The following is a 23,522-nucleotide window of genomic DNA, read 5'->3' as shown; positions in this document are numbered from 1 at the left end:
CGCCGTCATGCGTCCTCCTCGCAGGGGTGCCAGCACGCCCACGCGTGTCCCGGCTGGTGTTCGGTCAGCGGGGGTGCCTCGGCCACGCAGTCGGAGGCCGCGCGGTCGCACCGGGGCGCGAACGGGCACCCGGGCGGCAGGTTCGTCAGGTCCGGCGGCTGGCCCGGCGTCACCGGCAGCTCAGCGTGCGGCGGGCGCTCCACGCGCGGGATCGCGCCCAGCAACGCCTTCGTGTACGGCATCCGCACCCGCGAGAACAGCACCGGCGCCGCGGCGTACTCCACCGCCCGCCCGGCGTACATCACGATCACGTCGTGCGCGTAGGTCGCCGCGAGGCCGAGGTCGTGGCTGATCAGGATGATCGCCGTGCCGAGCCGTTCCTGCAGTTCCAGCAGCAGCTCCATGATCTGCGCCTGCGTGGTCACGTCCAGCGCCGTCGTCGCCTCGTCGGCGATCAGCAGCTTCGGGTCCGCCGCCAGCGCGATCGCGATCATCACCCGCTGCCGCATGCCGCCGGAGAGCTGGTGCGGGTACTCGTGGAACCGCCGCTCCGGGGCCGGCAACCGCACCAGCTTCAGCAGGTCCATCGCGCGGTCCCGCGCCGCGCGCCGGTCGTGGTCGCCGTGCGCCCGCACCGCCTCGGTGATCTGCACGCCGATCCGCATCGTCGGGTTCAGCGACCGCGCCGGGTCCTGGAACACCATCGCCAGGTCCGCGCCCCGGTGCCGCCGCATCCGCCGCTCGGACAGGCCGAGCAGCTCGACGCCGCGGTAGCGCGCCGATCCGGTGATCCGCGCCGTCGGCGGCAGCAGGCCCATCAGCGCTCGCGAGCTGACCGACTTGCCCGACCCGGACTCGCCGATGATCGCCAGCGTCCGGCCCGCCTCCAGCCGGTAGGACAACCCGTTCACCGCGCGGACCGTGCGCCCCCGGGCCGCGAACGTCACGTGCAGGTCCTCGACCTCCAGCAGCGTCCCGGTCCGCACGGACGCCGGCGTGGTCAGTTCGTCGATGCTCATCGGCCGCTCCAGCGTCCCCGTAGCGTCTCGCCCAGCAGGTTGAATGCCAGGACGGTCACAAAGAGCGCCAGGGACGGCCAGACCACGAGCATCGGCGTCGCCGACAGGCTCGCCTGTCCCTGGGAGATCATGTTGCCCCAGCTCGGCGCGGGCGGCGGGATGCCGAGGCCGAGGAAGCTCAGCGCGCCCTCGATCACGATCACGATGCCCATGCCGAGCATCGAGAACGTCACCAGCTGCGGCGCGATGTTCGGCGCGAGGTGCCGGAACAACATCCGCCACACCCGCGTGCCGGACAGGTGCGCGGCGACCATGAACGGCTGCTCCCGCAACCGCAGGGTCGCCGCACGGGAGATCCGCGCGAACGCGGGCACCGAGAAGAACGCCAGCGCCAGGATCGTGTTCACCTGGCTGGGCCCGAGGCTCTGCGCCACCGCCAGGGTCAGCACCAGCGACGGGAACGCGATCAGCACGTCCAGCACGCGCATGATCACCGCGTCCACCGCGCCGCCCAGGTAGGCGCTCACCGCGCCGAGCGTGCCGCCGGCCAGCAGGCCCAGCACGTTGACCGCGACGCCGACGATCAGCGACGACCGCCCGCCGTGCAGGAGCCGGGACCAGACGTCGTTGCCGTTCGGGTCGGTGCCCAGCAGGTGCCCCGGCGAGAACGCGGGCAGGTTCGACTCCAGCACGTCCCCGCCGACCGGCTCGGGCACGGAAGCGATCAGCGGCCACAGGAAGCACGCGCCGAACACCAGCGCGAGCAGGGCCAGCGGGACGCCCAGTTCGACGTGCCGCAGCCAGCCGCGCACGCGTGACGGACGCGCCGCGGGCAGCGCCGTGGGCAGATCAACCGTCGCCATAGCGGATCCTCGGGTCGAGTACGGCGTAGAGCAGGTCGGTCAGCAGGTTGGCGGCCACCGCGACCACGGCGAAGACCACCACGCAGGCCTGGACCACGACGAAGTCGCGGCTGTTGATGGCCGACAGCAGCATCTGCCCGATGCCGGGCAGCGCGAAGATCTGCTCGATGATCACGGTCGCGCCGATCATCGTGCCCAGGTTGAGCCCGACCACCGTGATCAGCCCGAACGCCGAGTTGCGGAAGGCGTGCCGCAGCAGCACCTGCCACGGCCCGATCCCCTTCGCCCGCGCCGTGGTGATGTAGTCCTCGCCGTGCAGCTGGTCCACCAGGTCACCGCGGAGGAACCGGGTGTAGAAGCAGAACAGCGGGAACGCGATCGCCAGCGCGGGCAGGAACAGCGAGTGCAGGTTCGCCCCCAGCCCCTGCTCCAGCGGCACGAACCCGATGGCGGGGAACGCCGCCAGCTGCACCGCGAACACCAGCACGAGCAGCAGCGCGAGCACGTAGTTCGCCAGCGACAGGCCGGTGATGCTGACCAGCATGCTCACCCGGTCGGTGAGCCGGTTCGGGCGGCGCGCCGCGATCAGGGCGACCGGGATCGCCAGCCCCAGTGACAGCACGAACGCCAGCCCCACCAGCTCGCCGCTGACGGCCAGCCGGGAGCCGAGCTCGTCGGTCACCGGCTGCCCGCTGACCAGCGAGTTCCCGAGGTCGCCGGTGACCGCGCCGCCGAGCCAGTCCAGGTAGCGCACCACCGCGGGCCGGTCCAGCCCCATCTGCTGGTTGAGCGCGGCGATCTGCTCGGGCGTGGCCTCCGGGCCGAGCAGCAGCTGCGCGGTGTCCCCGGGGATCAGGCTCAGCACCGCGAAAGTGAGCACGCTGACGCCGAGCACGATGGGGACCGCGGTGAGCAGCCGCCGGGTTACCAGCCGCAGCGCCGGCGAGGCCAGTGGCCCCGGCAGCCGCCGCGGCGCGCCGATCGCCGTCACCGGCTCGTCCAGACCTGGTCCCACAGCACCCCGGTGTTGACCAGGACCGGCGGGATCTTCGTGGTCAGGCCGGGCCCGTGCACGCCGGCCGCGGTGACGTTGGCCGGGGCGAACGCCAGGATGTAGGGCGCGTAGGCGTTGTCGCTGATCCGCTTGCCGGCCTGCAGGTACAGCGTCTCCCGGGTGGCCGGGTCGACGGTGGCCGCGGCCTGGTTGAGCAGGTCGTCCAGGGCCGGGTCGTTGACGCCGCTGAACGGCGAGGTGGCGGCGAAGCGGAACCCGACGCCGACGCCGGCCGCGGGATCCCACGCCCCGGCGGTCTGCAGCATGGCCTGCCACTTGTTCGAGTTGAAGTTGCCGATCAAAGCGTTGAGCTGGTCGGAGTGGATCGTGGTCTTGATGCCCACGGCCTCCCACTGGCTCTGCAACGCGGTCATCACCTGCTCGGCGACGTAGCTCTTGAGCGTGCCGAGGTCGACGGTGAGCCCGCCCAGCTCGGCGACCAGCGCGCGGGCCTTGTCCGGGTCGTAGGTCCGGTACCCGTCGATGGTGTCGTGGTGGAACAGCCCGCCCGGCCCGGTGAAGGTCTGCGCGGCCGGGTACCAGTCCTTGAACAGTCCCTTGCGGATCGCGTCCACATTGGTCGCGTAGTAGACCGCCTCGCGCGCCTTCTGGTTGTCGAACGGCGCGGTCTTGGTGTTGAGCTGGATCAGGTACGGCGAGGTGGGCGGCTGGATGGTGACGGTGAGCTGCTTGTTCGCCTGCGCCTGCTCGATCAGCGGCGTGGTGTTCATGCCCTCGTAGGCCTGCGCCTGCCCGGCCAGGATCGCCTGGTAGGCGGGCTGGTCGCCGCCGACCGACTTGAACGTCAGGTTGTCCAGGTAGGGCAGTCCGGGCTTGAAGTAGTTCTCGTTGCGGGTCAGCTTCAGCTCCGAGGACAGCTGGTTGGACACCACCTTGAACGGGCCCGCGCCGACCGGGGTGATCTTGAACTGCTCCGGCCCCATCTGCTGCAGCGCGGTGGGCGAGGCGATCCAGTTCACGTTGGACACCACCATCGAGTTGATCACCGCGCCGTACGGGCGGGTGAACCGCAGCACGACCGCGTTGCCCTCGACGCTGATGCCGTTCTGCTCGGCCAGCGGCCACCGCGGGGCGCAGGTGCAGGTCGAGGTGATGTTGCGGCGGAAGTTGAAGGCGACCGCCTCGGCGTCGAACGGCGTGCCGTCGCTGAACTTCACGCCGTCGCGGATGGTGATGCGGATGGTCCGGTCGCCGTCGGCCAGCTCGTAGCCGCTGGCCAGTTCCGGGACGACGCGGGCGTTGCCGCCGTCCTCGTCCGCGGTCAGCGCGAACAGGCCGCCGAAGATCGCGCTCATCTGGGACAGGTTCGCGCCGCCGGTCGTGTTGGTGGCCGGGTCCAGTCCGCTGGGCCAGGCGCCGGCGAAGGAGTTCAGCTCCAGCACGGTGATGCTCCCGCCGCGTTGCGGGGGCCCGGCGGCCGCGCCGCCCTGACCGGCCTGGCCCCCGCCGCCACAGGCGGCGAGCAGGATCAGCGCCGCGAAGGCGGCGAGGAAACGTGGGATGGGTGTGCGCATGTCGATCTCCCGCTTCGTTGCGGAGCCGCCATCGGTGGGGTGGGGAGGTGTGTCGCGCCAGTGCTCGTGGACTCAGTGCTCGTGCACGATGACGCCGCGGATGTTCTTGCCGTCCAGCATGTCCTGGTAGCCGTCGTTGACCTCGTCCAGCGAGTAGCGCCGGGTGATCAGCTCGTCGAGCTTCAGGTCGCCCGAGCGGTACAGGCCGAGCAGCCGGGGCACGTCGTAGAGCGGGTTGCTGTCGCCGAACAACGCGCCGCGCAGCTGCCGCTGGTAGCCGATCAGCATGCCGGCCGGGAAGTGCACCGCGTGCTCGTCGATCTTGCCGACGGCGGTGACGGTGACCTTGCCGCCCTTGCCGGTGACCTGCACGGCCGCGTTGACGATCTCCTCGGTGAGCACGCCGGGGGTGCAGATGGCGTGGTCGGCGAGCTGGCCCCAGGTGGTTTCCACGACGAAGTCGTGTGCTTCCTTGGCGGTGGCGAAGGTGTGGGTGGCGCCGAAGACCTTCGCCATGTCCCGCTTGAACTCCACGGGATCGACCACGACGACGTTCTTCGCCCCGGCGTAGCGCGCGCCCTGCACGGCGTTGCTGCCGACGCCACCGGCGCCGTAGATCACGACGGTCTCCCCGGCGCGCACGCCCGCCGCGTGCACCGCCGAGCCCCAGCCGGTGGGCACGCCGCAGCCGACCAGCGCGCCGATCTCGAACGGGATGTCCTCGGGCAGCCGCAGGCAGGCCCACTCGGACACCACCGCGTACTGCGAGAACGTGCCGAGGGTGCAGAACCCGCCGAAGTCCTCTCCGTCGGCGTGGAAGCGGAACGTGCCGTCGGCGAACATGCCGGTGGAGGCGTTCTTGCCCTCGTCGCACATGTTCTGGTGCCCGGTCGAGCAGGGACGGCACTTGCCGCAGGCGGGGATGTAGGAGCAGACGATCCGGTCGCCCGGTTTGACCCGGGTGACGTGCGGGCCGACCGATTCGACGACGCCGGCGCCCTCGTGCCCGCCGACGATCGGCAGCCGCACCGGGGCGTCGCCCTTGGTGATGTGGTCGTCGGAGTGGCACAGCCCGGCGGCGTGGAATTTGACGCGGACCTCGTGCGCCTTCGGCTCGTCCAGCTGCAGCTCGGTGATCTCCCACGGGCGGTGGGGCGCGCGGGCGATGGCGGCGCGGGTGGTGATGGTCATGGTCGCGGTCCCCTCAGTGCTCGTGGACGATGACGCCGCGGATGTTCTTGCCGTCGAGCATGTCCTGGTAGCCCTGGTTGACCTCGTCCAGCGAGTAGCGCCGGGTGATCAGCTCGTCCAGCTTCAGGTCGCCCGAGCGGTACAGGCCCAGCAGCCGCGGCACGTCGTAGAGCGGGTTGCAGTTGCCGAACAACGCGCCCTGCGCCCGCCGCTGGTAGCCGATGAACAGGCCCGCGTTCGCGTCGATCCAGCCGCCACCCACGGCGGTGATGGTGACCTTGCCGCTCTTGCCGACGACGTCGAGGGCGCGGGCGATCACCTCGTCGTGCAGGACACCGACGGTGATGATCGCGTGGTCGGCCAGCTGGCCCCACGTGGTCTCGACGACGAACTCGTGTGCCTCCTTCGCGTCGGCGAAGGTGTGGGTCGCGCCGAAGACCTTCGCCATGTCCCGCTTGAACTCCACCGGGTCCACCACGACCACGTGCTTGGCGCCGGCGTAACGCGCGCCCTGCACCGCGTTGCTGCCGACGCCGCCCGCGCCGTAGATCACCACGGTCTCCCCCGCCCGCACGCCCGCCGCGTACACCGCCGACCCCCAGCCGGTCGGCACGCCGCAGCCCACCAGCGCGGCGATCTCGAACGGGATGTCCCGCGGGATCGGGATGCAGGAGAACTCCGACACCACGGCGTACTGCGAGAAGGTGCCGAGCACGCACAGCCCGCCGAAGTCCTCGCCGCCGGCGTGGAAGCGGAAGGTGCCGTCGGGGAACTCGCCGGTGGACGCGTTCTTGCCCGCGTCGCACAGGTTCTGGTGCCCGGTGGAGCAGTAGCGGCACTGGCCGCACGCCGGGATGAAGGAGCAGACGACGTGGTCGCCGGCCGCGACGCGGGTGACGTCCGCGCCGACGGCCTCGACGACCCCGGCGCCCTCGTGCCCGCCGACCACGGGGAAGCGCATCTGCGCGTCGCCCTTCTGGATGTGGTCGTCGGAGTGGCACAGGCCGGCCGCGTGGAAGCGGATCCGGACCTCGTGCGCCTTCGGCTCGTCCAGGTCGAGGTCGATGATCTCCCAGGGGCGCCGGGGTTCCCGGCACACCGCGGCTCGCGTGGTGATGGTCATGAAGGTCCCCGTTCGCTGACGTGGGGTGGTTCGACCCACCTTCGCTTCGGGCCCCGGGCGGCACCAGCGCCCTTTCCACGTCACGAAAACCTTGCGCCCGGCCGGGCTCAGGCCGCCGTGATCACCTCCTCGGCCACCCACCTGGCGACGCCCGGCGGGTAGGGCGCGGGCAGACCGAGGACGAAGTGGGTGAAGCCGGCGCCGGCGGCAGCGCCGATCGCCTTGCGGGTGTCGCCGGGCCGTTCGTAAGAGACCGGCAGGTGGATCGACCGCGTGATCGCCGCCGGGTCGCGGCCGATGTCGCGGCAGTAGCGGTCGAGCAACGCGCTGCGCTCGACGGCGTCGTCGAGGTCACCGCCGGGGATGTTCCACAGGTCCGCGTGCTCGGCGACCACCCGCAGCGTCGCCTTCGCGCGGCCGCCGACGACGATCGGCGGGCCGGGACGCTGCACCGGTTTGGGGTTGCCGAACGCTCCGGTGAGCTTCACGTGGGCGCCGCCGAAGTCGAACGGCCGCTCCTCGGTCCACAGGCGGCGGATGACGGTCAGCGCCTCGGCGAGGCTCGCGGTGGCGTCCGCGGCGTCGTGGAACGGCAGGCCGTGTGCCTCGTACTCGCGGCGGGCGAGCGGGTGGCCGGGCCGCGAGCCGACGCCGATGCCGAAGTCGAGGCGGCCGCCGGAGACGACGTCCACGGTGGTGGCGATCTTGGCCAGCACCGCGGGCGGGCGGAACCGGTTGCTGGTCACCAGGAGCCCGAGGCGCAGGCGGCTGGTCTGCGCGGCCAGGGCGGACAGCAGGGTCCAGCCTTCGAGGATCGGGCCGTCCGGATCGCCCGCGATCGGCATGAGGTGGTCGAACAGCCAGGCGTGCTCGATCTCGGGGATGGCGTCGGCCTCTTGCCAGACGCGGCGGATGTCGTCGTAGCCGGCCTGCATGGGCGCGGTCATGATGCCGAAACTGGGCATGCGGGGTTCCTATCGGCGTCGCCGCAGCGACGGGTCGAGCAGCGCGGGCCGGGTGTCGACCTTCTCGCCGGGGGCGAGGTCGGTGCCGGGGGCGACGATCGAGTCGATGGCGTCGAGCACGTCGGCGGGCAGCACCACGTCGGCGGCCGCGAGCTGCGAATTCAGGTGGTCCAGGGTGCGCGGGCCGATGAGCGCGGTGCTCACGGCCGGGTGGGCGAGCACGAAGCCGAGCGCGAGCTGGATCATCGTCAGGCCGGCCTCGTCGGCGACCTTCGCCAGCTGCTCGACGGCGTCGAGCTTGGCCCGGTTGACCGGCAGGGCGGTGTCGAAGCGCTCGGGCATGTTCGCGGAGCGGTTGGTGCGGAACTCCCGGTCCGCCCGGATGGCGCCGGAGAGCCAGCCCGACGCGAACGGGCTCCACACCAGCACGCCCATCCCGTACTGCTCGGTGACCGGCAGGACGTCGGCCTCGGCGGCCCGCTGCAGGATCGAGTAGCCGGGCTGCTCGGTGGCGAACCGGCCCAGGTGGTGCTCGCGGGCCGCCCACTGGGCCTGCACGATGCGGTAGGCCGGGTAGGTCGACGAGCCGAAGTAGCGGATCTTGCCCGCGCGCTGCAGGTCGGTCAGAGCCGAGAGGGTCTCCTCGTCGCTGGTCGCCGGGTCCCAGCGGTGGATCTGGTAGAGGTCGACGTGGTCGGCCCCCAGGCGGCGCAGGCTGCGGTCCAGCTCGGTGACCAGCCAGCGGCGGGAGGCGCCGCGGTGGCTGTGGTCGTCGTCGACCGGCAGGCCCGCCTTGGTGGCGAGCACGAGGTCGTCGCGGCGGCCGGCGATGGCGCGGCCCACGATCTCCTCCGAGCCCGGGTAGAAGTCGGCGGTGTCGATCAGGTTGACGCCGGCGTCGAGCGCGGCGTCGACGATGGTGTTCGCCTCGTCCTGGGTGGTGCGGCCGATCGCGCCGAAGTTCATCGCGCCGAGCGACAGTGCGCTGACGCGCACGCCGGTGTGGCCCAGGGTGCGGTACTGCATGGTGGTGTCCCCTCTATGCTGGGAGCAAGCGGAACATTGCTCCGCTACTCACGATACGGAACCTTGTTCCGCTTAGCAAGGAGGTGTGCGTGGCCGACGAGGGGAAGCCAGCCCGGACCAAGCGGGCCGACGCCCGGCGGAACGAGAAAGCCCTGCTGGACGCGGCCGCCGCGGTGTTCGTGCGGGCGGGCGTGGACGCGCCGGTGCGGGACATCGCCGCGGAGGCCGGGGTCGGGATGGGCACGATCTACCGCCACTTCCCCACCAGGGCGGACCTGATCATCGCCGTGTACCGGCACCAGGTCGACGCCTGTGCCGAGGCGGGTCCCGCGCTGCTGGCGAGCGAGGCGCCGTACGCGGCGCTGCGGAAGTGGGTGGACCTGTTCGTGGACTTCCTGGTGACGAAGCACGGCCTGGCGGGCGTGCTGCAGTCCGACGAGGCGGGTTTCGCGGCGCTGCACGCCTACTTCCTGGACCGGCTGGTCCCGGTGTGCGCGAGCCTGCTCGACGCGGCGCGCGCGGCGGGCGAAATCCACCGGGACGTCGAGGCGTACGCCCTGATGCGCGGCGTGGGAAACCTGTGCGTCGGTGCGGACTCCGACCCCCGCTACGACGCCCGCCGCCTGGTGGAGCTGCTGATCGCCGGGCTGCGCTGAGTCAGCAACCCGCCGCGGCGCGCGCCGCGGGGAACCAGCTCGCCAGGAAGGCCAGCAGCGCGTCCCGCGGTTGCGCGGCCTCGGACTGGACGAGACCCACGAACAACCGCGGTTGCCCGGCCTGCGTGCACTCGGCCATGGCCTTGGCGCCGCGGTCGGCCACCGCGGTCACGTCGCCCGCGCCGTCGACGAGGACGGGGTTGCCGAGCCGCCGCAGCCCGTCGTCGTCCAGGGAGACCGCGGCGGTGCCGCGGTCGGTGACGTCGGCCGCGAGGTAGAGCACGGTTGAGCCGTCCACGCTCAGCCGGCAGGACACGCTGCCCTGCCCCTTGTCGGTGAAGCTCTCGGCGATCCCCTCGCCGTCGGGCAGGAGCGGCGCCAGCGCGGCGGAGTCCACCGGAACGCCGCACACGCGATCCGGCACGGCGTAGCCGCGCTCGGAGGCGCACCCGACGACAGCCAGCAGCCCCGCGATCGCCAGCACGCCGCCGAAGTTGATCGACACGCCCGCGACCTTAACCGGTGCGGCCGGACCGCCCTCTCACCCCTGCACCGGCCGCCACACGAACCTCCGCAGCCGCGCGCCCCCGGCTACTTGCCCCGCGGGTCGTCGCCGGGGCCCTGGTCGTCGGGCTGGGTGGCGGCGGCGGCCAGTTCGCCGGGTGAGGCGTGGTGTTTCTGGAATGGGGTCATGTGGGCTTCGTCGCGGAAGCGCTGGACCATGTGCGGGTAGTGGAGCTCGAAGGCGGGCCGTTCGGAGCGGATGCGGGGTAGTTCGGTGAAGTTGTGGCGTGGTGGTGGGCAGGTGGTGGCCCATTCCAGGGAGTTGCCGTAGCCCCAGGGGTCGTCGACGGTGACGGGTTCGCCGTAGCGGTAGCTGCGGACGACGTTGTAGATGAAGGGCAGCATGGACAGGCCGAGCAGGAAGGCGCCGATGGTGGAGGCCATGTGCATGCCGGTGAAGGCGTCGGTGGCGAGGTAGTCGGCGTAGCGGCGGGGCATGCCGGCGTCGCCGAGCCAGTGCTGGACCAGGAAGGTGGTGTGGAAGCCGAGGAAGGTGGTCCAGAAGTGGAGTTTGGCGAGTCGTTCGTCCATCATGCGGCCGGTCATCTTGGGGAACCAGAAGTAGATGCCGGCGAAGGTGGCGAACACGATGGTGCCGAAGAGCACGTAGTGGAAGTGGGCGACCACGAAGTAGCTGTCGTGGATGTGGAAGTCCAGTGGTGGTGAGGCGAGCAGGATGCCGGTCAGCCCGCCGAGCAGGAATGTCACCAGGAACCCCACCGACCACAGCATGGGCGATTCGAAGGTGAGTTTGCCGTGCCACATGGTGCCGATCCAGTTGAAGAACTTGATGCCGGTGGGGATGGCGATGAAGAACGTCATGATGGAGAAGAAGGGCAGCAGCACCGCGCCGGTGGCGAACATGTGGTGCGCCCACACCGCCACCGACAGGGCGGTGATCCCGACCGTGGCCCACACCATCAGCTTGTAGCCGAACAGGGGTTTGCGGCTGAACACCGGGATGATCTCGGTGATGATGCCGAAGAACGGCAACGCGATGATGTAGACCTCGGGGTGGCCGAAGAACCAGAACAGGTGCTGCCACAGGATCGCGCCACTGTTGCCGGGGTCGAACACGTGCGCCCCGATCAGCCGGTCGGCCAGCAACCCGAACAACGCCGCGGTCAGGATCGGGAAGGCCAGCAGCACCAGCACGCTGGTGAACAGGATGTTCCAGGTGAAGATCGGCATCCGCCACATCGTCATGCCCGGGCAGCGCAGGCACACGATCGTGGTCAGCATGTTCACCGCGCCCAGGATCGTGCCCAGACCGGACACGATCAGCCCGGCCACCCACAGGTTCCCGCCGATCCCGGGCGAGTTCGCCGCGTCCGACAACGGCGTGTAGGCGGTCCAGCCGAAATCCGCCGCCCCGCCCGGGGTCAGGAACGCCCCCATCACGATCAGCCCGCCGAACAGGAACAACCAGTAGGAAAACGAGTTCAACCGCGGGAACGCCACATCCGGCGCCCCGATCTGCAACGGCAGGATGTAGTTGGCGAACCCGAACACCGTCGGCGTCGCATACAGCAACAACATGATCGTGCCGTGCATCGTGAACAGCTGGTTGTACTGCTCCGGCGACAGGAACTGCAACCCCGGCCGCGCCAGCTCCCCCCGGATCAGCAACGCCATCAACCCGCCCACCATGAAAAACGCGAACGACGTCGTCAAATACAGAATCGCGATCTGCTTCGGATCCGTCGTACGCAACAACCGCAACACCGCCGAACCACGCGACGGGCGGTGCACGGCAGGACGCGGCACCAGAACGGGATCGGCGGGACGCAACGTGTCGGTCATGCGGTGCCCTTCGCGGCGAGTTCCAACCGTGCCGCGCCCTGCTACCCGTTCCGGCGATCGCGCAAACCCGCCGCCGTCGCGTGTCACCCGCCGGAACGGGGGTACAGGGAACCCGCGACGACACGACGGAGGGCGCGATGGACAGGACCTGGCTGGGACTCGGCGGGCTGGCGGCGGCAGCGGCCGCGGCCGCACCGGTGGTCCGGAAGCGACTGGCCCGCCGGGGCGGGACGGAGGCCGGCCGCTGGCTCACCGTCACGATCGGCGAGTCGCCCCTGAGTGTCGGCAACAGCGACGAGCTCCGGCGGACGCTGGCCGACTTCGGCGACACCGTGGAGTTCCGCCTCACCGCGGCCCCCGGTGAACGGGGCACCGAGGTCGCGCTGCGCCCGGTGGACCCCGGGCCGGGCGGCGCGCTCGCCCGGCTCAGCGGTGCCGATCCGCGGCAGGACATCCGCCGGGCGCTGCGGGACCTCAAGTCGCGGCTGGAGACCGGCGAGGTGATCCGCCCGGACCCGCCGACCACCGGGAAACCCACACCGGGCGGCGCGATCATGCGCTTCGCGACGCGGCGCGCGGGCGGGGAGGGACGGCTGTGAAGGCGTTGTGCTGGCAGGGCGTGAACAAGCTCTCCGTGGAGAACGTGCGGGATCCGGAGATCCGCAACGACCAGGACGTCGTCGTGAAGGTCACCGCGAGCACCACCTGCGGCTCCGACCTGCACCTTATCGGCGGCTACATCCCGGCGATGGAAGCCGGGGACGTGCTGGGCCACGAGTTCCTCGGCGAAGTGGTCGAGGTCGGCTCGGGCGTGCGGCGGCACCGCGTCGGCGACCGCGTGGTGGTGGCGTCGTTCATCGGCTGCGGCCGCTGCTGGTACTGCCGCAACGACCTGTGGTCGCTGTGCGACAACAGCAACACCAACCCGGGCATCACCGCGATGGCCTACGGCTACGAGCCGGGCGGGATCTTCGGCTACTCGCACGCGATGGGCGGGTTCCAGGGCAGCCACGCCGAGTACATCCGGGTGCCCTTCGCCGACTACGGCGCCTTCACGGTGCCGGAGGGGCTCGACGACGACGCGGCGTTGTTCGCCTCCGACTCGATCCCGACCGGCTGGATGGGGGCCGACCTCGGCGGCGTCAAGCCCGGGGACGTCGTCGCGGTGTGGGGGTGCGGCGCGGTGGGCCAGATGGCGGCCAGGGCGGCCATCCTGCTCGGCGCGGAACGGGTGATCTCCATCGACCGCTACCCGGAACGGCTCGCCATGACCGAGCGGCACATCGGGTCCGAGACCATCGACTACAGCAGCACCGACGTCGGCGCCGAGCTGCGTGAGCGCACCGGCGGCCGCGGCCCGGACGTGTGCATCGAAGCGGTGGGCATGGAGGCGCACACCACCGGCGTCGAGCAGGCCTACGACCAGGTGAAGCATCAGCTGCGGCTGCACACCGAGCGGCCGGCGGCGGTGCGGGAGGCCATCCACGCCTGCCGCAAGGGTGGCACCGTGTTCGTCCTCGGCGTCTTCGGCGGGCTGGTGGACAAGTTCCCGCTCGGCGCGGTCATCAACAACGGCCTCACCATCCGCGGGGCCCAGCAGCACGGGCAGCGCTACATCCCGATGCTGCTGGAGCGGATGGCCGCGGGCGAGATCCCCACCCGGCACCTGGTCACGCACACGCTGCCGCTCGACGAGGGCCCGAAGGGGTACGACCTGTTCAAGCACAAGAAGGACGGCTGCGTGCGCGCGGTCTTCCACCCCGCACACTGACCGTCCACAGCGGAACGGCCGCGTGCTGCCACGGGAGTCGTGGCGGCACGCGGCCGTTTCCGGTCGGGACGAGTGTCAGCGCTTGAGGAACTTCAGGCTGTTGGACAGCGAGTCCGACCACGGCGAGGCCAGGTCCAGCCTGCGCAGCTCGTCGGCGTGCTGGACCGCCGCCAGCTCCGCCATCAGCCGGGCGCGCATCCGGTCGTCGTGCGCGGCGTTGGCCGCCCGCAGCGCCCGGTCCAGCCGGGTCTTGCGGAACGGCGTGAACCAGGACGCGCGGGCCAGGTGCGCGGCACGGCGCGCCGCGCGGTCCCGGGTCCGGGCCAGTGCGTCGCGCTCGTCGTCGCCGAGGCCGAGGCGGGAGAGGAAGCGCTCCTTGAGCTCACGGCTGACCCGCGACCAGGTGGTGACGCGGGCGCGGGTGTGCCGCAGCTCGATGCCCAGGGCCAGGTGCAGCATGACCACACCGAGGACCGGGCCGAGCGTGACCCGCGCCAGGCCGGACACCGGGCCGGCCAGGTCGAAGGCCATGTAGCCGGACGCCGCGCACAGCGCCCACAGGATCAGCCGGGCCGGGCCCGGCTTGCCCTTGGGGCTGCGGATCTCGGCGCGCATCGCGAACCCGCACGCGATCAGCGCGACCTCGACCACGGCGAACATCGCGGCACGCTCGTAGACGTTGGTGATCCCGAGCTTCTCCCCGAAGAAGCGCCACGAGGTGTCCACCGAGACCAGCAGCGACATGAACGCCACCAGGTAGAAGCCGCGCGACCCCTCCGGCGACTTGCGCTTCGCCGGCTTGGCCGCCTCGGCGGTCTCCGTGATCTCCCCGGTGGGCGTGTCGGTCTCGTCGCCCTGCGGCTCCGCCTCGGCAGCCGCGTCGGCTTCCTTGCGGCCGTCCAGCTCGGCCAGCATCTTCACCGACAGCCGCGGCAGGTCCCCGGTGTCGCCGAGCCCGCGCTCCTCCCGCCACTTGCCGACCTTCTCCGCGACCGCGGCGCGCTCGCGCTTGGGGTTGGTGACCACGCCGTAGGTCACCAGGAAGGCCAGCACGTCGGAGGTCGACGGCTCACCCAGTGTCTCGCACGCGTACCGGATCTTCTCGTCCATGGTGTCCAACATGACCAGGCGGGCGGCGTGCGCCGCGCTGCTTATCACGTCGGTTGAAGCAGCGTGCTGGTCGCTCTCGGTTTCCATGTCGTTGTCCTTGTGGAGTTCTCGACGGTGGGGAGCGCGAACATAGCAGGTGGGTAGATCAACCGGGTGATCGGCCTTGATCTGTTACCGGCCGTTTCCCCGGCGGACCACGCGCGGTGGGTCCGCCGGGGAAGCGCTTTCGCCGTCCTCAGCTCCCGGCGCGGGCCCCGGCCCCGGCCGTGCTCGGGGCGGGCAGCGCCCGCAGCAGGTCCTCGACCCGTTCCTTCGCGTCGCCGAACAGCATGGCGGAGTTGTCGCGGAAGAAGAGCGGGTTCTGCACGCCCGCGTAGCCCGAGGACATCGACCGCTTGAACACCACGACGTTCTTGGCCTCCCACACCCGCAGCACCGGCATGCCGGCGATCGGCGAGCCGGGGTCCTCGGCCGCGGCCGGGTTGACCGTGTCGTTGGCGCCGATGACGAGGACGACGTCGGTGCCGGCGAAGTCGTCGTTGATCTCGTCCATCTCCAGCACGATGTCGTAGGGCACCTTCGCCTCGGCGAGCAGCACGTTCATGTGCCCGGGCAGGCGGCCGGCCACCGGGTGGATGCCGAACCGGACCTCGACCCCGCGTTCCCGCAGCCGCCGGGTCAGCTCGGCGACGCCGTGCTGGGCCTGCGCGACGGCCATGCCGTAGCCGGGGGTGATGATCACGCTGCTCGCGTCGGCCAGCAGCTCGGCCGCGCCGTCGGCGGTGATCTCCTTGTGCTCGCCGTAGTCGGTGTCATCCGCCGGGCCGGCCTCGATCCCGAACCCGCCCGCGATCACGGAGATGAACGAGCGGTTCATCGCCTTGCACATGATGTAGGACAGGTAGGCACCGGAGGAGCCGACCAGCGCGCCGGTGACGATGAGCAGGTTGTTCTCCAGCAGGAACCCGCTCGCGGCGGCCGCCCAGCCGGAGTAGCTGTTCAGCATCGACACCACCACCGGCATGTCGCCGCCGCCGATCGAGGCCACCAGGTGCCAGCCCAGCGCGAGCGCCACCGCGGTCACCACGACGAGCAGCCACAGCTGCGGGTCGATGACGAACCACACCGTCAGCGCGACGAACACCGCCAGCGCGCCGAGGTTGAGGAAGTTCTTGCCGGGCAGCATCAGCGGCTTGGAGTTGATCCGCGCCGACAGCTTCAGGAACGCGACGATCGACCCGGTGAAGGTCACCGCGCCGATGAACACGCCGATGAACACCTCGGCCGAGTGGATCCCGCCCAGTCCGAGCGCGGCCAGCGTCCGCGCCTCGGCCCCCTCCGGGTGCGCTTCGACCTCCAGGTAGCCGTTCCAGCCGACCAGCACGGCGGCCAGGCCGACGAAGGAGTGCAGCAGCGCGATCAGCTCGGGCATGCCGGTCATCTGCACCACGCGGGCGCGCTGCAGGCCGACGGCGGCGCCGAGCACCACCGCCACCACCATCAGCACCACGCCGAGGGTGGAGATGTCGCGGTGCACGGCCAGCGCGATGGTCGCCGCCAGCGCGACGACCATGCCCGCGATGCCGAACCCGTTGCCGGTCTTGGCGGTCTCGTGCTTGGACAGCCCCGCCAGCGCCAGGATGAACAACAACGCGGCGACCAGGTAGGCCGCCTGCGCGATCGTGTCGAGAGTCATGAGTTCAGGTCTCCTGATCGGGCTCAGCTGCGGGAGAACATCGAGAGCATGCGCCGGGTGACGGCGAACCCGCCGAAGATGTTGATCGAGGCGAGCAGGATCGCCGCGAACGCCAGCCAGGTCACCGCCCCGCCGCCGTGCCCGACCTGCAACAGCGCGCCGACCACGATGATCCCGGAGATCGCGTTGGTCACCGACATCAGCGGCGTGTGCAGCGCGTGGTGCACGTGCCCGATCACGTAGAACCCGATCACCACCGCCATCGCGAACACCGTCAGGTGCCCCTGCAACGCCGGCGGCGACGCCGCGACCAGCAGGAACAGCAACGCGCCCGCCACCGCGGTCAGCCCGATCCGGGCCGCCGGGGACAGCTTCTTCTTCTCCGGCTCCGGCTCCTTGGCGGCGGCCTTCGGCGCGGCCTGCGCGGGAGCGGCCGACACCTGCGCCGGGGGCGGCGGCCACAGCAGCTCGCCCTCGCGGACCACGGTCATCGACCGGATGACGATGTCCTCCAGGTCGAACACCGGCGTGCCGTCCTTGCCCGGCGTCACCAGCTTCATCAGGTTGACCAGGTTCGTGCCGTACAGCTGCGACGACTGCGCGGGCAACCGGCCGGGCAGGTCGGTGTAGCCGAGGATCGTCACCCCGTTGTCCGTGGTGACGGCCTTGCCGGCGACCGTGCCCTCGACGTTGCCGCCGTTGGCCGCGGCCATGTCCACGATCACGCTGCCCGGCCGCATCGAGGCGACCATGTCGGCGGTGATGATCCGCGGCGCCGGCTTCCCGGGGATCAGCGCGGTGGTGATGATGATGTCCACGTCGCGGCACTGCTCCTCGTAGAGCTGCCGCTCGCGGGCCTTGTAGTCGTCGCTCATCTCCTTGGCGTAGCCCGTGGCGGAGACCTCGACGTCGGGCGCCTCGATGGACAGGTACTCCCCGCCCAGCGACTTGACCTGGTCGGCCACCTCGGGCCGCGGGTCCGTCGCGCGCACCACCGCGCCCAGGCTGCCCGCCGCGCCGATCGCGGCCAGTCCGGCCACGCCCGCGCCGACGACGAGGACCTTCGCCGGGGGCACCTTGCCCGCGGCGGTGACCTGCCCGGTGAAGAACCGGCCGAACGTGTGCGCCGCCTCGACCACCGCGCGGTACCCGGCGATGTTGGCCATCGACGACAGCACGTCCAGCGACTGGGCCCGCGAGATCCGCGGCACCGCGTCCATCGCCATCGCGGTGATGGGCCGCTTCGCCAGGTCGTCGACCAGCTCCTTGTTCAGGGCCGGGGCCAGCAGGCTGATCAGGGTCGCGCCCGGCTTCATCGCGTCCAGCTGCTCCTTGGCCGGCGCGTTCACCCCCAGGACGATCTCCGCCTGCACGGCGTTCCCGATCGACGCGCCTGCTTCGGCGTACGCCTCGTCGGAGAAGCTCGCCAGTTCACCGGCGCCCGGCTCCACCACGACCTCGTAGCCCAGCTTGAGCAGCTGGGCCACCGTCGCGGGCGTCGCGGCCACCCTGGTCTCGCCGGGGGTGGCCTCCTTCAGCACTCCGACCAGCATCGAATCACCTCGTCCACGGTTGGACGACGAACGCCGGGTGTCGTACGTCGACGTACTCCTGGTCGCGCTCCCCCGTGGCCGACCCCGGTCGGGGAGCGCGCGATCATATTCGCAGCCTTTTTAACACGATGGCCCGATTCTGCCGGTGACTGCGGCCACATGCGGATGATGGGGTGGTGCGCAGGCGGCTGTTGATCGGCGCGGCGGTGGTCGTCATCATCGTGGCGGTGGTGTTCGGCAGCGCCTTCGCGTTCCAGCGCAGGCTCATCTACCTGCCCTCGGGCGGCCCGGTCCCGTCCGCGGCGGAGGTCCTCCCCGGTGGCCGGGACGTCGCGCTGCGCACCGCGGACGGGCTGACTCTCACCGCCTGGTACTTCCCGGTGGCCGCGCCGCGCGCGGCGGTGCTGGTGGCCCCGGGCAACGCCGGCAACCGGTCGCTGCGCGCGCCGCTCGCGCGGGCCCTGCACGCCGAGGGCGTGGCGACCCTGCTGCTGGACTACCGCGGGTACGGCGGCAACCCGGGCTCGCCGACGGAGGCCGGGCTCGCGCTGGACGTGCGCGCGGCCCGCGAGTTCCTGGCCGCGCAGGCGCGGGTGCCGCTGGTCTACTTCGGCGAGAGCCTGGGCGCGGCGGTGGTGGCCGGGCTCGCCGTGGACTTCCCGCCCGCGGCGCTGGTGCTGCGCTCCCCGTTCACCGATCTGGCCGCGGTCGCCCGGCGGCACTACCCGTTCCTGCCGGTACGGCTGTTGCTGCTGGACACCTTCCCGGTCGCCGAGCAGGTCGCGCGGGTGCCCGCGCCGGTCACCGTGGTCTACGGCGGCGCGGACTCGATCGTGCCGCCGGAGCAGAGCCGGGCCGTGGCCGCGGCCGCCGGCGGGCGGGCCGTCGAGGTGCTCGGCGCGGACCACAACGACCCGGTGCTGCTGGACGGCCCCGCGGTGATCGCCGCGATCACCGCGGCGGCCGGGTGATCAGCGGAACGCGGCCTGCCCGGTCATCGCCTGGCCGACGTGCCGCGGACAGGCGACCAGCGCCGGGTCCGCACGTCGTTGCCGGCGGCCCGGAACCCGTCGAACCGGCCGGCCGTGCCCCGGTTGCCGGTGTCGTCCCGCAAGCGGCACTCCCCCGGCGGGGAGGTGGCGCAAGCGCGCGGTGAGCCGGGTCCGGGCGGGGCCGGCGTCCTCGGAAACACTGCCCGGCCAGGTTCACAGCGCCGTGGCCAGTGCGCCGAGCGCGGCGAGCCGGTCGTCTCCCACCGGGATCAGCACCACCGAATCCGCGCCGAGGCCGGCGATCCGCCGCCGCACGACGTCGGCGGGACCGGCCAGCGTCAGCTCGTCCACCCACTCCCCCGGCAACGCCGCCGCGAACGATTCCTCGTCCTGGTGCCGCGCACGCAACGCCCGCAGCTCGGAGGCGAACGGCAGCGGGTCCACGTGCGCGGACAGCTGCGGATCCCCGATCGCGGTGAGCAACGGCCGCACCCGGGCGCGGGCCGCCTCGGCGTCGGGGTCCACCACCGCGTGCCCGAAGGCCACGACCTGCTTGTGCGGCGGCAGGATCCGGCGGGCCGCGGCGATGTACTCGGCGGGCGCCGGTTCGGCCAGGATCACGCCGTCCAGCTCGGCCCCGGCCACGGCGAGCGACTTCGGGCCGCGCACTCCGGCGAGCACCGGCGGGACCGTCTCCGGAGCGGTCTCCAGCCCGGCGCCGTCGAGCCGCACGTACCGGCCTGCGACCCGGACCCGTTCCCCGCGCAGCAGAGCGGTCAGCGCGCGGGCGTACTCGGCGAACAACGTCAGCGGGCTCGCCGGCCACGCGCCCACCTGGCGCATCCACCCGGGCACCCCGTGCCCGATGCCCGCGACGAGCCGGCCGGGGTGGAGCCGTGCCAGTGTCGCCAGTTCCATCGCGGTGAAGGCGACGTTGCGCGCCCCGGCGGGCAGGATGCCGATGCCGACGCGGATCCGGGAGGTCACCGCCAGCACCGTAGCCGCCTGCGCGATGCCGCCGTGGAAGCCGAGGTCCTCCACGATCCACACCTCGCCGAAGCCGAGTTCCTCGGCCCGCCTGGCGAACGGCACGATCTCCGCCGCCGCGAGGTCCCGCGGCAGCATCACCCCGGCCGTCATCCGAGCACGAACGGGACTCGCGCGGCCAGCGGGCCCAGCGCCGCCCGTTCGGCCTCGGTGGAGGCCCGGCGCCCGGTGCCGACCAGCAGCGCGTCCGTGTCGGCGAACGATCCGGGGAACGGCGCCCCGGCGATCTTCTCCAGCATTTCGCGCGACGCGGCGAGGCCCTCCGCGGGCGGCCCGGCGACGGACGGCAGGTGCGCCACCAGGTCGAGGTGGTGCAGCGTCCACTCCATGACGTAGGTGGACAGGTAGGCGGCGACGGTGAGGACCTGGTCGCGCGTCCGCACCCGCGCCGAGGGGTCGGCCAGCTCCGCGGCGCGCCCGGCCGCGGAGCCGACGTCGTCGAGGTGGAACTTCAGCAGCCACGGCTCCCCGTAGGCCGCGGCCAGCCGGACCGTCAGCGCGTCGAGCGGGTCCTCGCCGGTCGGCGGCCGGTCGCTGACCTCCCAGTAGGTGAGCTCGTCCCGGGTCGGCTCCTCGTCTGCCGGGGTGACCAGCGTAATGAGGACGTCCTGGGCGTCGATGATCAGGTGGCACACCAGGTCCCGCACCAGCCAGCCGGCGCAGCCGGACGGACGGGCGAGGTCGTCGTCGGCGAGCCCGGCGACCGCGGTCCGCAGCGCCGCCCACGAGCGTGAGAAGAGGTCCACGCCTCGCAAGCTAACAGCGCCCGCCCACTCCGGCGACCGGTTTCCGGCGCGGGAGTGGTGCGGGTGCGGACCGGCCCGCTCCGGCCACCGGTTTCAGACACGGGCGCGGGTGCGGGCCAGCCCCAGCCCACCCAGCGCGGCGGCGACCAGCCCGATCGCCAGGGCGGCGAACCCGCCGACGATGCCGTAGCCGGTGCCCGGCCCGCCCTCGGCCAGCGCCACCACGATCCCGCCGGCAGCCATCCCGGCCACCCCGGTGGCCAGTGCCGCGGTGGCGCCCCGCCGCCGGTGGCGGGCCACCGCCAGCGCCCCCGCGACCACACCGGCGAGCGCCACCAGCGCGGCGACGGTGCCGACGAGCCGCCCCGTGGTGAGCGTCCCGGCATCGACGGCCTGGGCGAGCGCGTACTGGACGAACATGGCGAACTCCTTTTGGCTGCAACGGTTTTTCCGACACCGGTGATGCTGCCCGGGATCACCCCGCCGGTCGTCCGGCAGGCGCAGGCAATCCGCGCTGCCGCCCGCGCCGCAGGAACCGCGGAACTACTACGCCCGCGGTAGCCGAGGGATGCTCCGCGCGCAGGACTCGCCCCCGCCGCGATCGGGCTAATGTTCTGCGCATGAGCCGCGCCGGGAAGTGGGTGAGCCGCGCCGGGGGCAGCGCGACCCCCGCCGCGGACGGGACGACCCGGATCAGGATCGGCGCAACCCGGATCAGGAACGGGGCGATCCGTGCCGTTGGCTGGGCGACCCGCGCTGGGGCCCGGGCGACCCGCACTGGGGCCCGGGCGACCCGCCCTGGAGACAGGACCATCCCCACCGGGACGACCCGTCCCGGCGACAGGGCCATCCCCACCGGGACGACCCGTCCCGGCCACAGGGCCATCCCCACCGGGCAGGAACCCATTCGCGCCGGCGACTGGGCGATCGGCGCCGGGATGGCGGCGATCCTCCTGGTGACCGCGCTGTCGGCGCCCGCCCCGGCTCTCGCGCCGCTCGGTTACGTGCTGCTGGCCGCCGGTGGTCTGGCGCTGGCCGCGCACCGCCGGGCGCCGGTGGCCGTGCTGGCGGCCGCCGGGCTCAGCGCGCTCGCCGCGCAGGCCATCGGGGTCGACGTCCCGGCGCTGGCCTACCTCTTCGCGGTGTTCGCCGCCGTCCGCGCAGGGCGGCGGCTCGTCACGGTGGCCGCCACCGTGGTCATGCTCGCCGCGCTGCCGTTCGCGCTGCTGATCTCTCACGACGAGACCGTCGGCGGAGCGTTCACCCATTCCCGGGACGTGCTCCAGCTCGCCTGGCTGGTCGCCGCGGGCGCGGCGGGCGAGGCGGTCCGCCAGGCCGAGCGCCGGGCGGACGAGGCCGAGCGCACCCGGGAGGAGACCGCGCGGCGCCGCGCCGACGAGGAGCGCCTGCACATCGCCCGCGAGCTGCACGATTCGCTCACCCACCAGATCTCCGTCATCAAGGTGCAGGCCGAGGTCGCCGTCCACCTCGCCCACAAGCGCGGCGAGGAGGTGCCGGACTCGCTGCTGGCGATCCGGGACGCCGGACGAGAAGCGGCCCGCGAGCTGCGGGCGACCCTGGAGGCCCTGCGCGACGACGGCACCAGCCCCCCGCGCGGCCTGGACGACGTCCCGGAACTGGTGCGGCGCGCGCGATCCACCGGCCTGGAGACGATGCTGACGATCGACGGCGAACCCGGTGACGTGCCCGCCGCCGTGCAGCGCACCGCCTACCGGATCGTCCAGGAATCGCTGACCAACGTGGCCCGGCACGCCCGCGCCACCACCGCCTCGGTCCACATCGGATACCGGCCCGCCACGCTCGAGATCCGCGTGGACGACGACGGAACGGCCACAGTGGACGCTCCGCCGTCGCCCGGGGTGGGGCTGCTCGGCATGCGGGAACGGGTCACCGCGCTCGGCGGCCGCCTCGACGCCGCGCCCCGGGCCGACGGCGGGTTCCGCGTCGAGGCCGAACTGCCGGTGGAGCGGGTGCCGTGATCCGCGTCCTGCTGGTGGACGACCAGCCGCTCATCCGCAGCGGGTTCCGCGCGCTGCTGGACAACGAAGACGACATCGAGGTGGTGGCCGAGGCCGCCGACGGCGCGGCCGGGGTCGCGCTCGCCCGCGAGCACGTGCCGGACATCGCGCTCGTCGACGTCCAGATGCCGGTCGTGGACGGCATCGAGGCCACCCGCCGCATCGCCGCGGACCCGGCGCTGGCGGCGGTGCACGTGGTCATCCTGACCAACTACGGCCTGGACGAGTACGTGTTCGACGCGCTGCGCGCCGGGGCCGCCGGGTTCCTGGTCAAGGACATCCAGCCGGAGGACTTCCTGCACGCCGTGCGGGTCGCCGCCCGCGGCGACGCCCTGCTGGCCCCGTCGATCACCCGCAAGCTGATCGACCGCTACGTCAGCCGCCCGCTGCACCCCGGCCCCGGCCTCGGCGAACTGACCAACCGGGAACGCGAGGCGGTGGCGCTGGTCGCGCAGGGCCTGTCCAACGACGAGATCGCCGAGCACATGGTGATCAGCCCGCTGACCGCGAAGACGCACGTCAACCGCGCGATGACGAAACTGCGCGCACGCGACCGCGCGCAGCTGGTGGTGCTCGCCTACGAGTCCGGGCTGGTCACGCCCGCGAACCGCGCAGGCTTTCACTCTGGTTCCAGCGGCGCATGAACACCCGCACCGTCACCCGCATCCGCCGCAAGGGCGGCCCGATGATGGGCATGGACGTCCTGATCCTGCACACCGCCGACTGGCTGCTCGTCGCCTCCGGCGGAGGCGACCGGAACCCGGACTGC

Annotated in this window: 22 protein-coding genes; 6 read left to right on the top strand and 16 right to left on the bottom strand. The window is 72.1% G+C overall.

Going from position 1 to position 23,522, the window contains the following annotated elements:
- Positions 1–5: 5 nt before the first annotated feature.
- From L2C96_RS01490 to L2C96_RS01455, 8 genes are all read right to left on the bottom strand, one after another.
- Positions 6–1,019 (bottom strand): ABC transporter ATP-binding protein, encoded by a 1,014-nt coding sequence (locus L2C96_RS01490; RefSeq protein ID WP_237334801.1) that lies wholly within the window; start codon positions 1,017–1,019, stop codon positions 6–8.
- A complete protein-coding gene (locus L2C96_RS01485; RefSeq protein WP_237334800.1) occupies positions 1,016–1,882 on the bottom strand; it encodes an ABC transporter permease in 867 nt (288 codons plus the stop codon). The genes L2C96_RS01490 and L2C96_RS01485 overlap by 4 nt, the downstream gene beginning before the upstream one ends.
- Complete coding sequence (locus L2C96_RS01480) at positions 1,869–2,897, bottom strand: ABC transporter permease (protein WP_237334799.1); 1,029 nt, start codon at positions 2,895–2,897, stop codon at positions 1,869–1,871. Before L2C96_RS01480 ends, L2C96_RS01485 begins: the two co-directional genes overlap by 14 nt.
- Complete coding sequence (locus L2C96_RS01475; protein WP_020418016.1) at positions 2,870–4,471, bottom strand: ABC transporter substrate-binding protein; 1,602 nt, start codon at positions 4,469–4,471, stop codon at positions 2,870–2,872. The genes L2C96_RS01480 and L2C96_RS01475 overlap by 28 nt, the downstream gene beginning before the upstream one ends.
- 72 nt (positions 4,472–4,543) lie before the next feature.
- On the bottom strand, positions 4,544–5,662 hold the full coding sequence (locus L2C96_RS01470; protein ID WP_237334798.1) for an NDMA-dependent alcohol dehydrogenase: 1,119 nt from the start codon (positions 5,660–5,662) through the stop codon (positions 4,544–4,546).
- A 13-nt stretch (positions 5,663–5,675) separates the two neighbouring features.
- On the bottom strand, positions 5,676–6,785 hold the full coding sequence (locus tag L2C96_RS01465; protein ID WP_237334797.1) for an NDMA-dependent alcohol dehydrogenase: 1,110 nt from the start codon (positions 6,783–6,785) through the stop codon (positions 5,676–5,678).
- A gap of 107 nt (positions 6,786–6,892) precedes the next feature.
- Complete coding sequence (locus L2C96_RS01460) at positions 6,893–7,750, bottom strand: LLM class flavin-dependent oxidoreductase (RefSeq protein WP_237334796.1); 858 nt, start codon at positions 7,748–7,750, stop codon at positions 6,893–6,895.
- Positions 7,751–7,759: 9 nt separating this feature from the next.
- On the bottom strand, positions 7,760–8,776 hold the full coding sequence (locus tag L2C96_RS01455) for an aldo/keto reductase (protein ID WP_237334795.1): 1,017 nt from the start codon (positions 8,774–8,776) through the stop codon (positions 7,760–7,762).
- A gap of 89 nt (positions 8,777–8,865) precedes the next feature.
- Between L2C96_RS01455 and L2C96_RS01450 the strand changes: the two genes are divergently transcribed.
- Positions 8,866–9,432 carry a TetR/AcrR family transcriptional regulator gene (locus L2C96_RS01450; protein ID WP_237334794.1) on the top strand — a complete coding sequence of 189 codons (567 nt, stop codon included), beginning with the start codon at positions 8,866–8,868 and terminating at the stop codon, positions 9,430–9,432.
- 1 nt (position 9,433) lies between these two features.
- Here the strand turns inward: L2C96_RS01450 and L2C96_RS01445 are convergent, their stop codons facing one another.
- Together L2C96_RS01445 and ctaD are read right to left on the bottom strand one after the other, a co-directional pair.
- Positions 9,434–9,937, bottom strand: coding sequence for a hypothetical protein (locus L2C96_RS01445; protein WP_237334793.1), 504 nt, complete (start codon positions 9,935–9,937; stop codon positions 9,434–9,436).
- Positions 9,938–10,023: 86 nt separating this feature from the next.
- Positions 10,024–11,799, bottom strand: a complete 1,776-nt coding sequence (gene ctaD, locus L2C96_RS01440; RefSeq protein ID WP_237334792.1) for an aa3-type cytochrome oxidase subunit I — start codon at positions 11,797–11,799, stop codon at positions 10,024–10,026.
- A gap of 137 nt (positions 11,800–11,936) precedes the next feature.
- On the opposite strand from ctaD, the gene L2C96_RS01435 reads away from it, so the two are divergent.
- Together L2C96_RS01435 and L2C96_RS01430 are read left to right on the top strand one after the other, a co-directional pair.
- Positions 11,937–12,398, top strand: a complete 462-nt coding sequence (locus L2C96_RS01435; protein WP_020418024.1) for a hypothetical protein — start codon at positions 11,937–11,939, stop codon at positions 12,396–12,398.
- Positions 12,395–13,570 (top strand): zinc-dependent alcohol dehydrogenase, encoded by a 1,176-nt coding sequence (locus tag L2C96_RS01430; protein ID WP_237334791.1) that lies wholly within the window; start codon positions 12,395–12,397, stop codon positions 13,568–13,570. Before L2C96_RS01435 ends, L2C96_RS01430 begins: the two co-directional genes overlap by 4 nt.
- Positions 13,571–13,645: 75 nt before the next feature.
- On the opposite strand, the gene L2C96_RS01425 is transcribed toward L2C96_RS01430, so the two are convergent.
- The 3 genes from L2C96_RS01425 to L2C96_RS01415 all read right to left on the bottom strand — a co-directional run bounded on the left by L2C96_RS01425 (position 13,646) and on the right by L2C96_RS01415 (position 17,929).
- On the bottom strand, positions 13,646–14,767 hold the full coding sequence (locus L2C96_RS01425; protein ID WP_017982607.1) for a hypothetical protein: 1,122 nt from the start codon (positions 14,765–14,767) through the stop codon (positions 13,646–13,648).
- Between the two features lie 148 nt (positions 14,768–14,915).
- The gene (gene pntB / locus L2C96_RS01420; protein WP_020418026.1) at positions 14,916–16,376 is read right to left on the bottom strand and encodes a Re/Si-specific NAD(P)(+) transhydrogenase subunit beta; all 1,461 of its coding nucleotides are present in this window, start codon (positions 16,374–16,376) and stop codon (positions 14,916–14,918) included.
- Between the two features lie 23 nt (positions 16,377–16,399).
- Complete coding sequence (locus L2C96_RS01415; protein ID WP_237334790.1) at positions 16,400–17,929, bottom strand: Re/Si-specific NAD(P)(+) transhydrogenase subunit alpha; 1,530 nt, start codon at positions 17,927–17,929, stop codon at positions 16,400–16,402.
- A 176-nt stretch (positions 17,930–18,105) separates the two neighbouring features.
- On the opposite strand from L2C96_RS01415, the gene L2C96_RS01410 reads away from it, so the two are divergent.
- Positions 18,106–18,900, top strand: coding sequence for an alpha/beta hydrolase (locus tag L2C96_RS01410; RefSeq protein ID WP_345069538.1), 795 nt, complete (start codon positions 18,106–18,108; stop codon positions 18,898–18,900).
- 234 nt (positions 18,901–19,134) lie between these two features.
- Here L2C96_RS01410 and L2C96_RS01405 read toward each other — a convergent pair whose 3' ends face one another.
- From L2C96_RS01405 to L2C96_RS01395, 3 genes are all read right to left on the bottom strand, one after another.
- Positions 19,135–20,061, bottom strand: coding sequence for an LLM class flavin-dependent oxidoreductase (locus tag L2C96_RS01405; protein ID WP_237334788.1), 927 nt, complete (start codon positions 20,059–20,061; stop codon positions 19,135–19,137).
- Positions 20,058–20,714 (bottom strand): maleylpyruvate isomerase N-terminal domain-containing protein, encoded by a 657-nt coding sequence (locus L2C96_RS01400; RefSeq protein ID WP_237334787.1) that lies wholly within the window; start codon positions 20,712–20,714, stop codon positions 20,058–20,060. Before L2C96_RS01400 ends, L2C96_RS01405 begins: the two co-directional genes overlap by 4 nt.
- Positions 20,715–20,807: 93 nt before the next feature.
- Positions 20,808–21,134 carry a DUF6223 family protein gene (locus L2C96_RS01395; RefSeq protein WP_237334786.1) on the bottom strand — a complete coding sequence of 109 codons (327 nt, stop codon included), beginning with the start codon at positions 21,132–21,134 and terminating at the stop codon, positions 20,808–20,810.
- Positions 21,135–21,652: 518 nt separating this feature from the next.
- On the opposite strand from L2C96_RS01395, the gene L2C96_RS01390 reads away from it, so the two are divergent.
- Positions 21,653–22,714: a sensor histidine kinase gene (locus L2C96_RS01390; protein ID WP_237334785.1), complete on the top strand. Its 1,062-nt coding sequence runs from the start codon at positions 21,653–21,655 to the stop codon at positions 22,712–22,714.
- Positions 22,711–23,397 (top strand): response regulator, encoded by a 687-nt coding sequence (locus tag L2C96_RS01385; RefSeq protein ID WP_237334784.1) that lies wholly within the window; start codon positions 22,711–22,713, stop codon positions 23,395–23,397. The genes L2C96_RS01390 and L2C96_RS01385 overlap by 4 nt, the downstream gene beginning before the upstream one ends.
- Positions 23,398–23,522: the final 125 nt, after the last annotated feature.

Source organism: Amycolatopsis tucumanensis (assembly GCF_021654135.1).
Classification (GTDB): domain Bacteria; phylum Actinomycetota; class Actinomycetes; order Mycobacteriales; family Pseudonocardiaceae; genus Amycolatopsis_E; species Amycolatopsis_E tucumanensis.
Note: the sequence above shows the minus strand (reverse complement) of the source record. Positions and strands in the feature narration are given on the sequence as shown.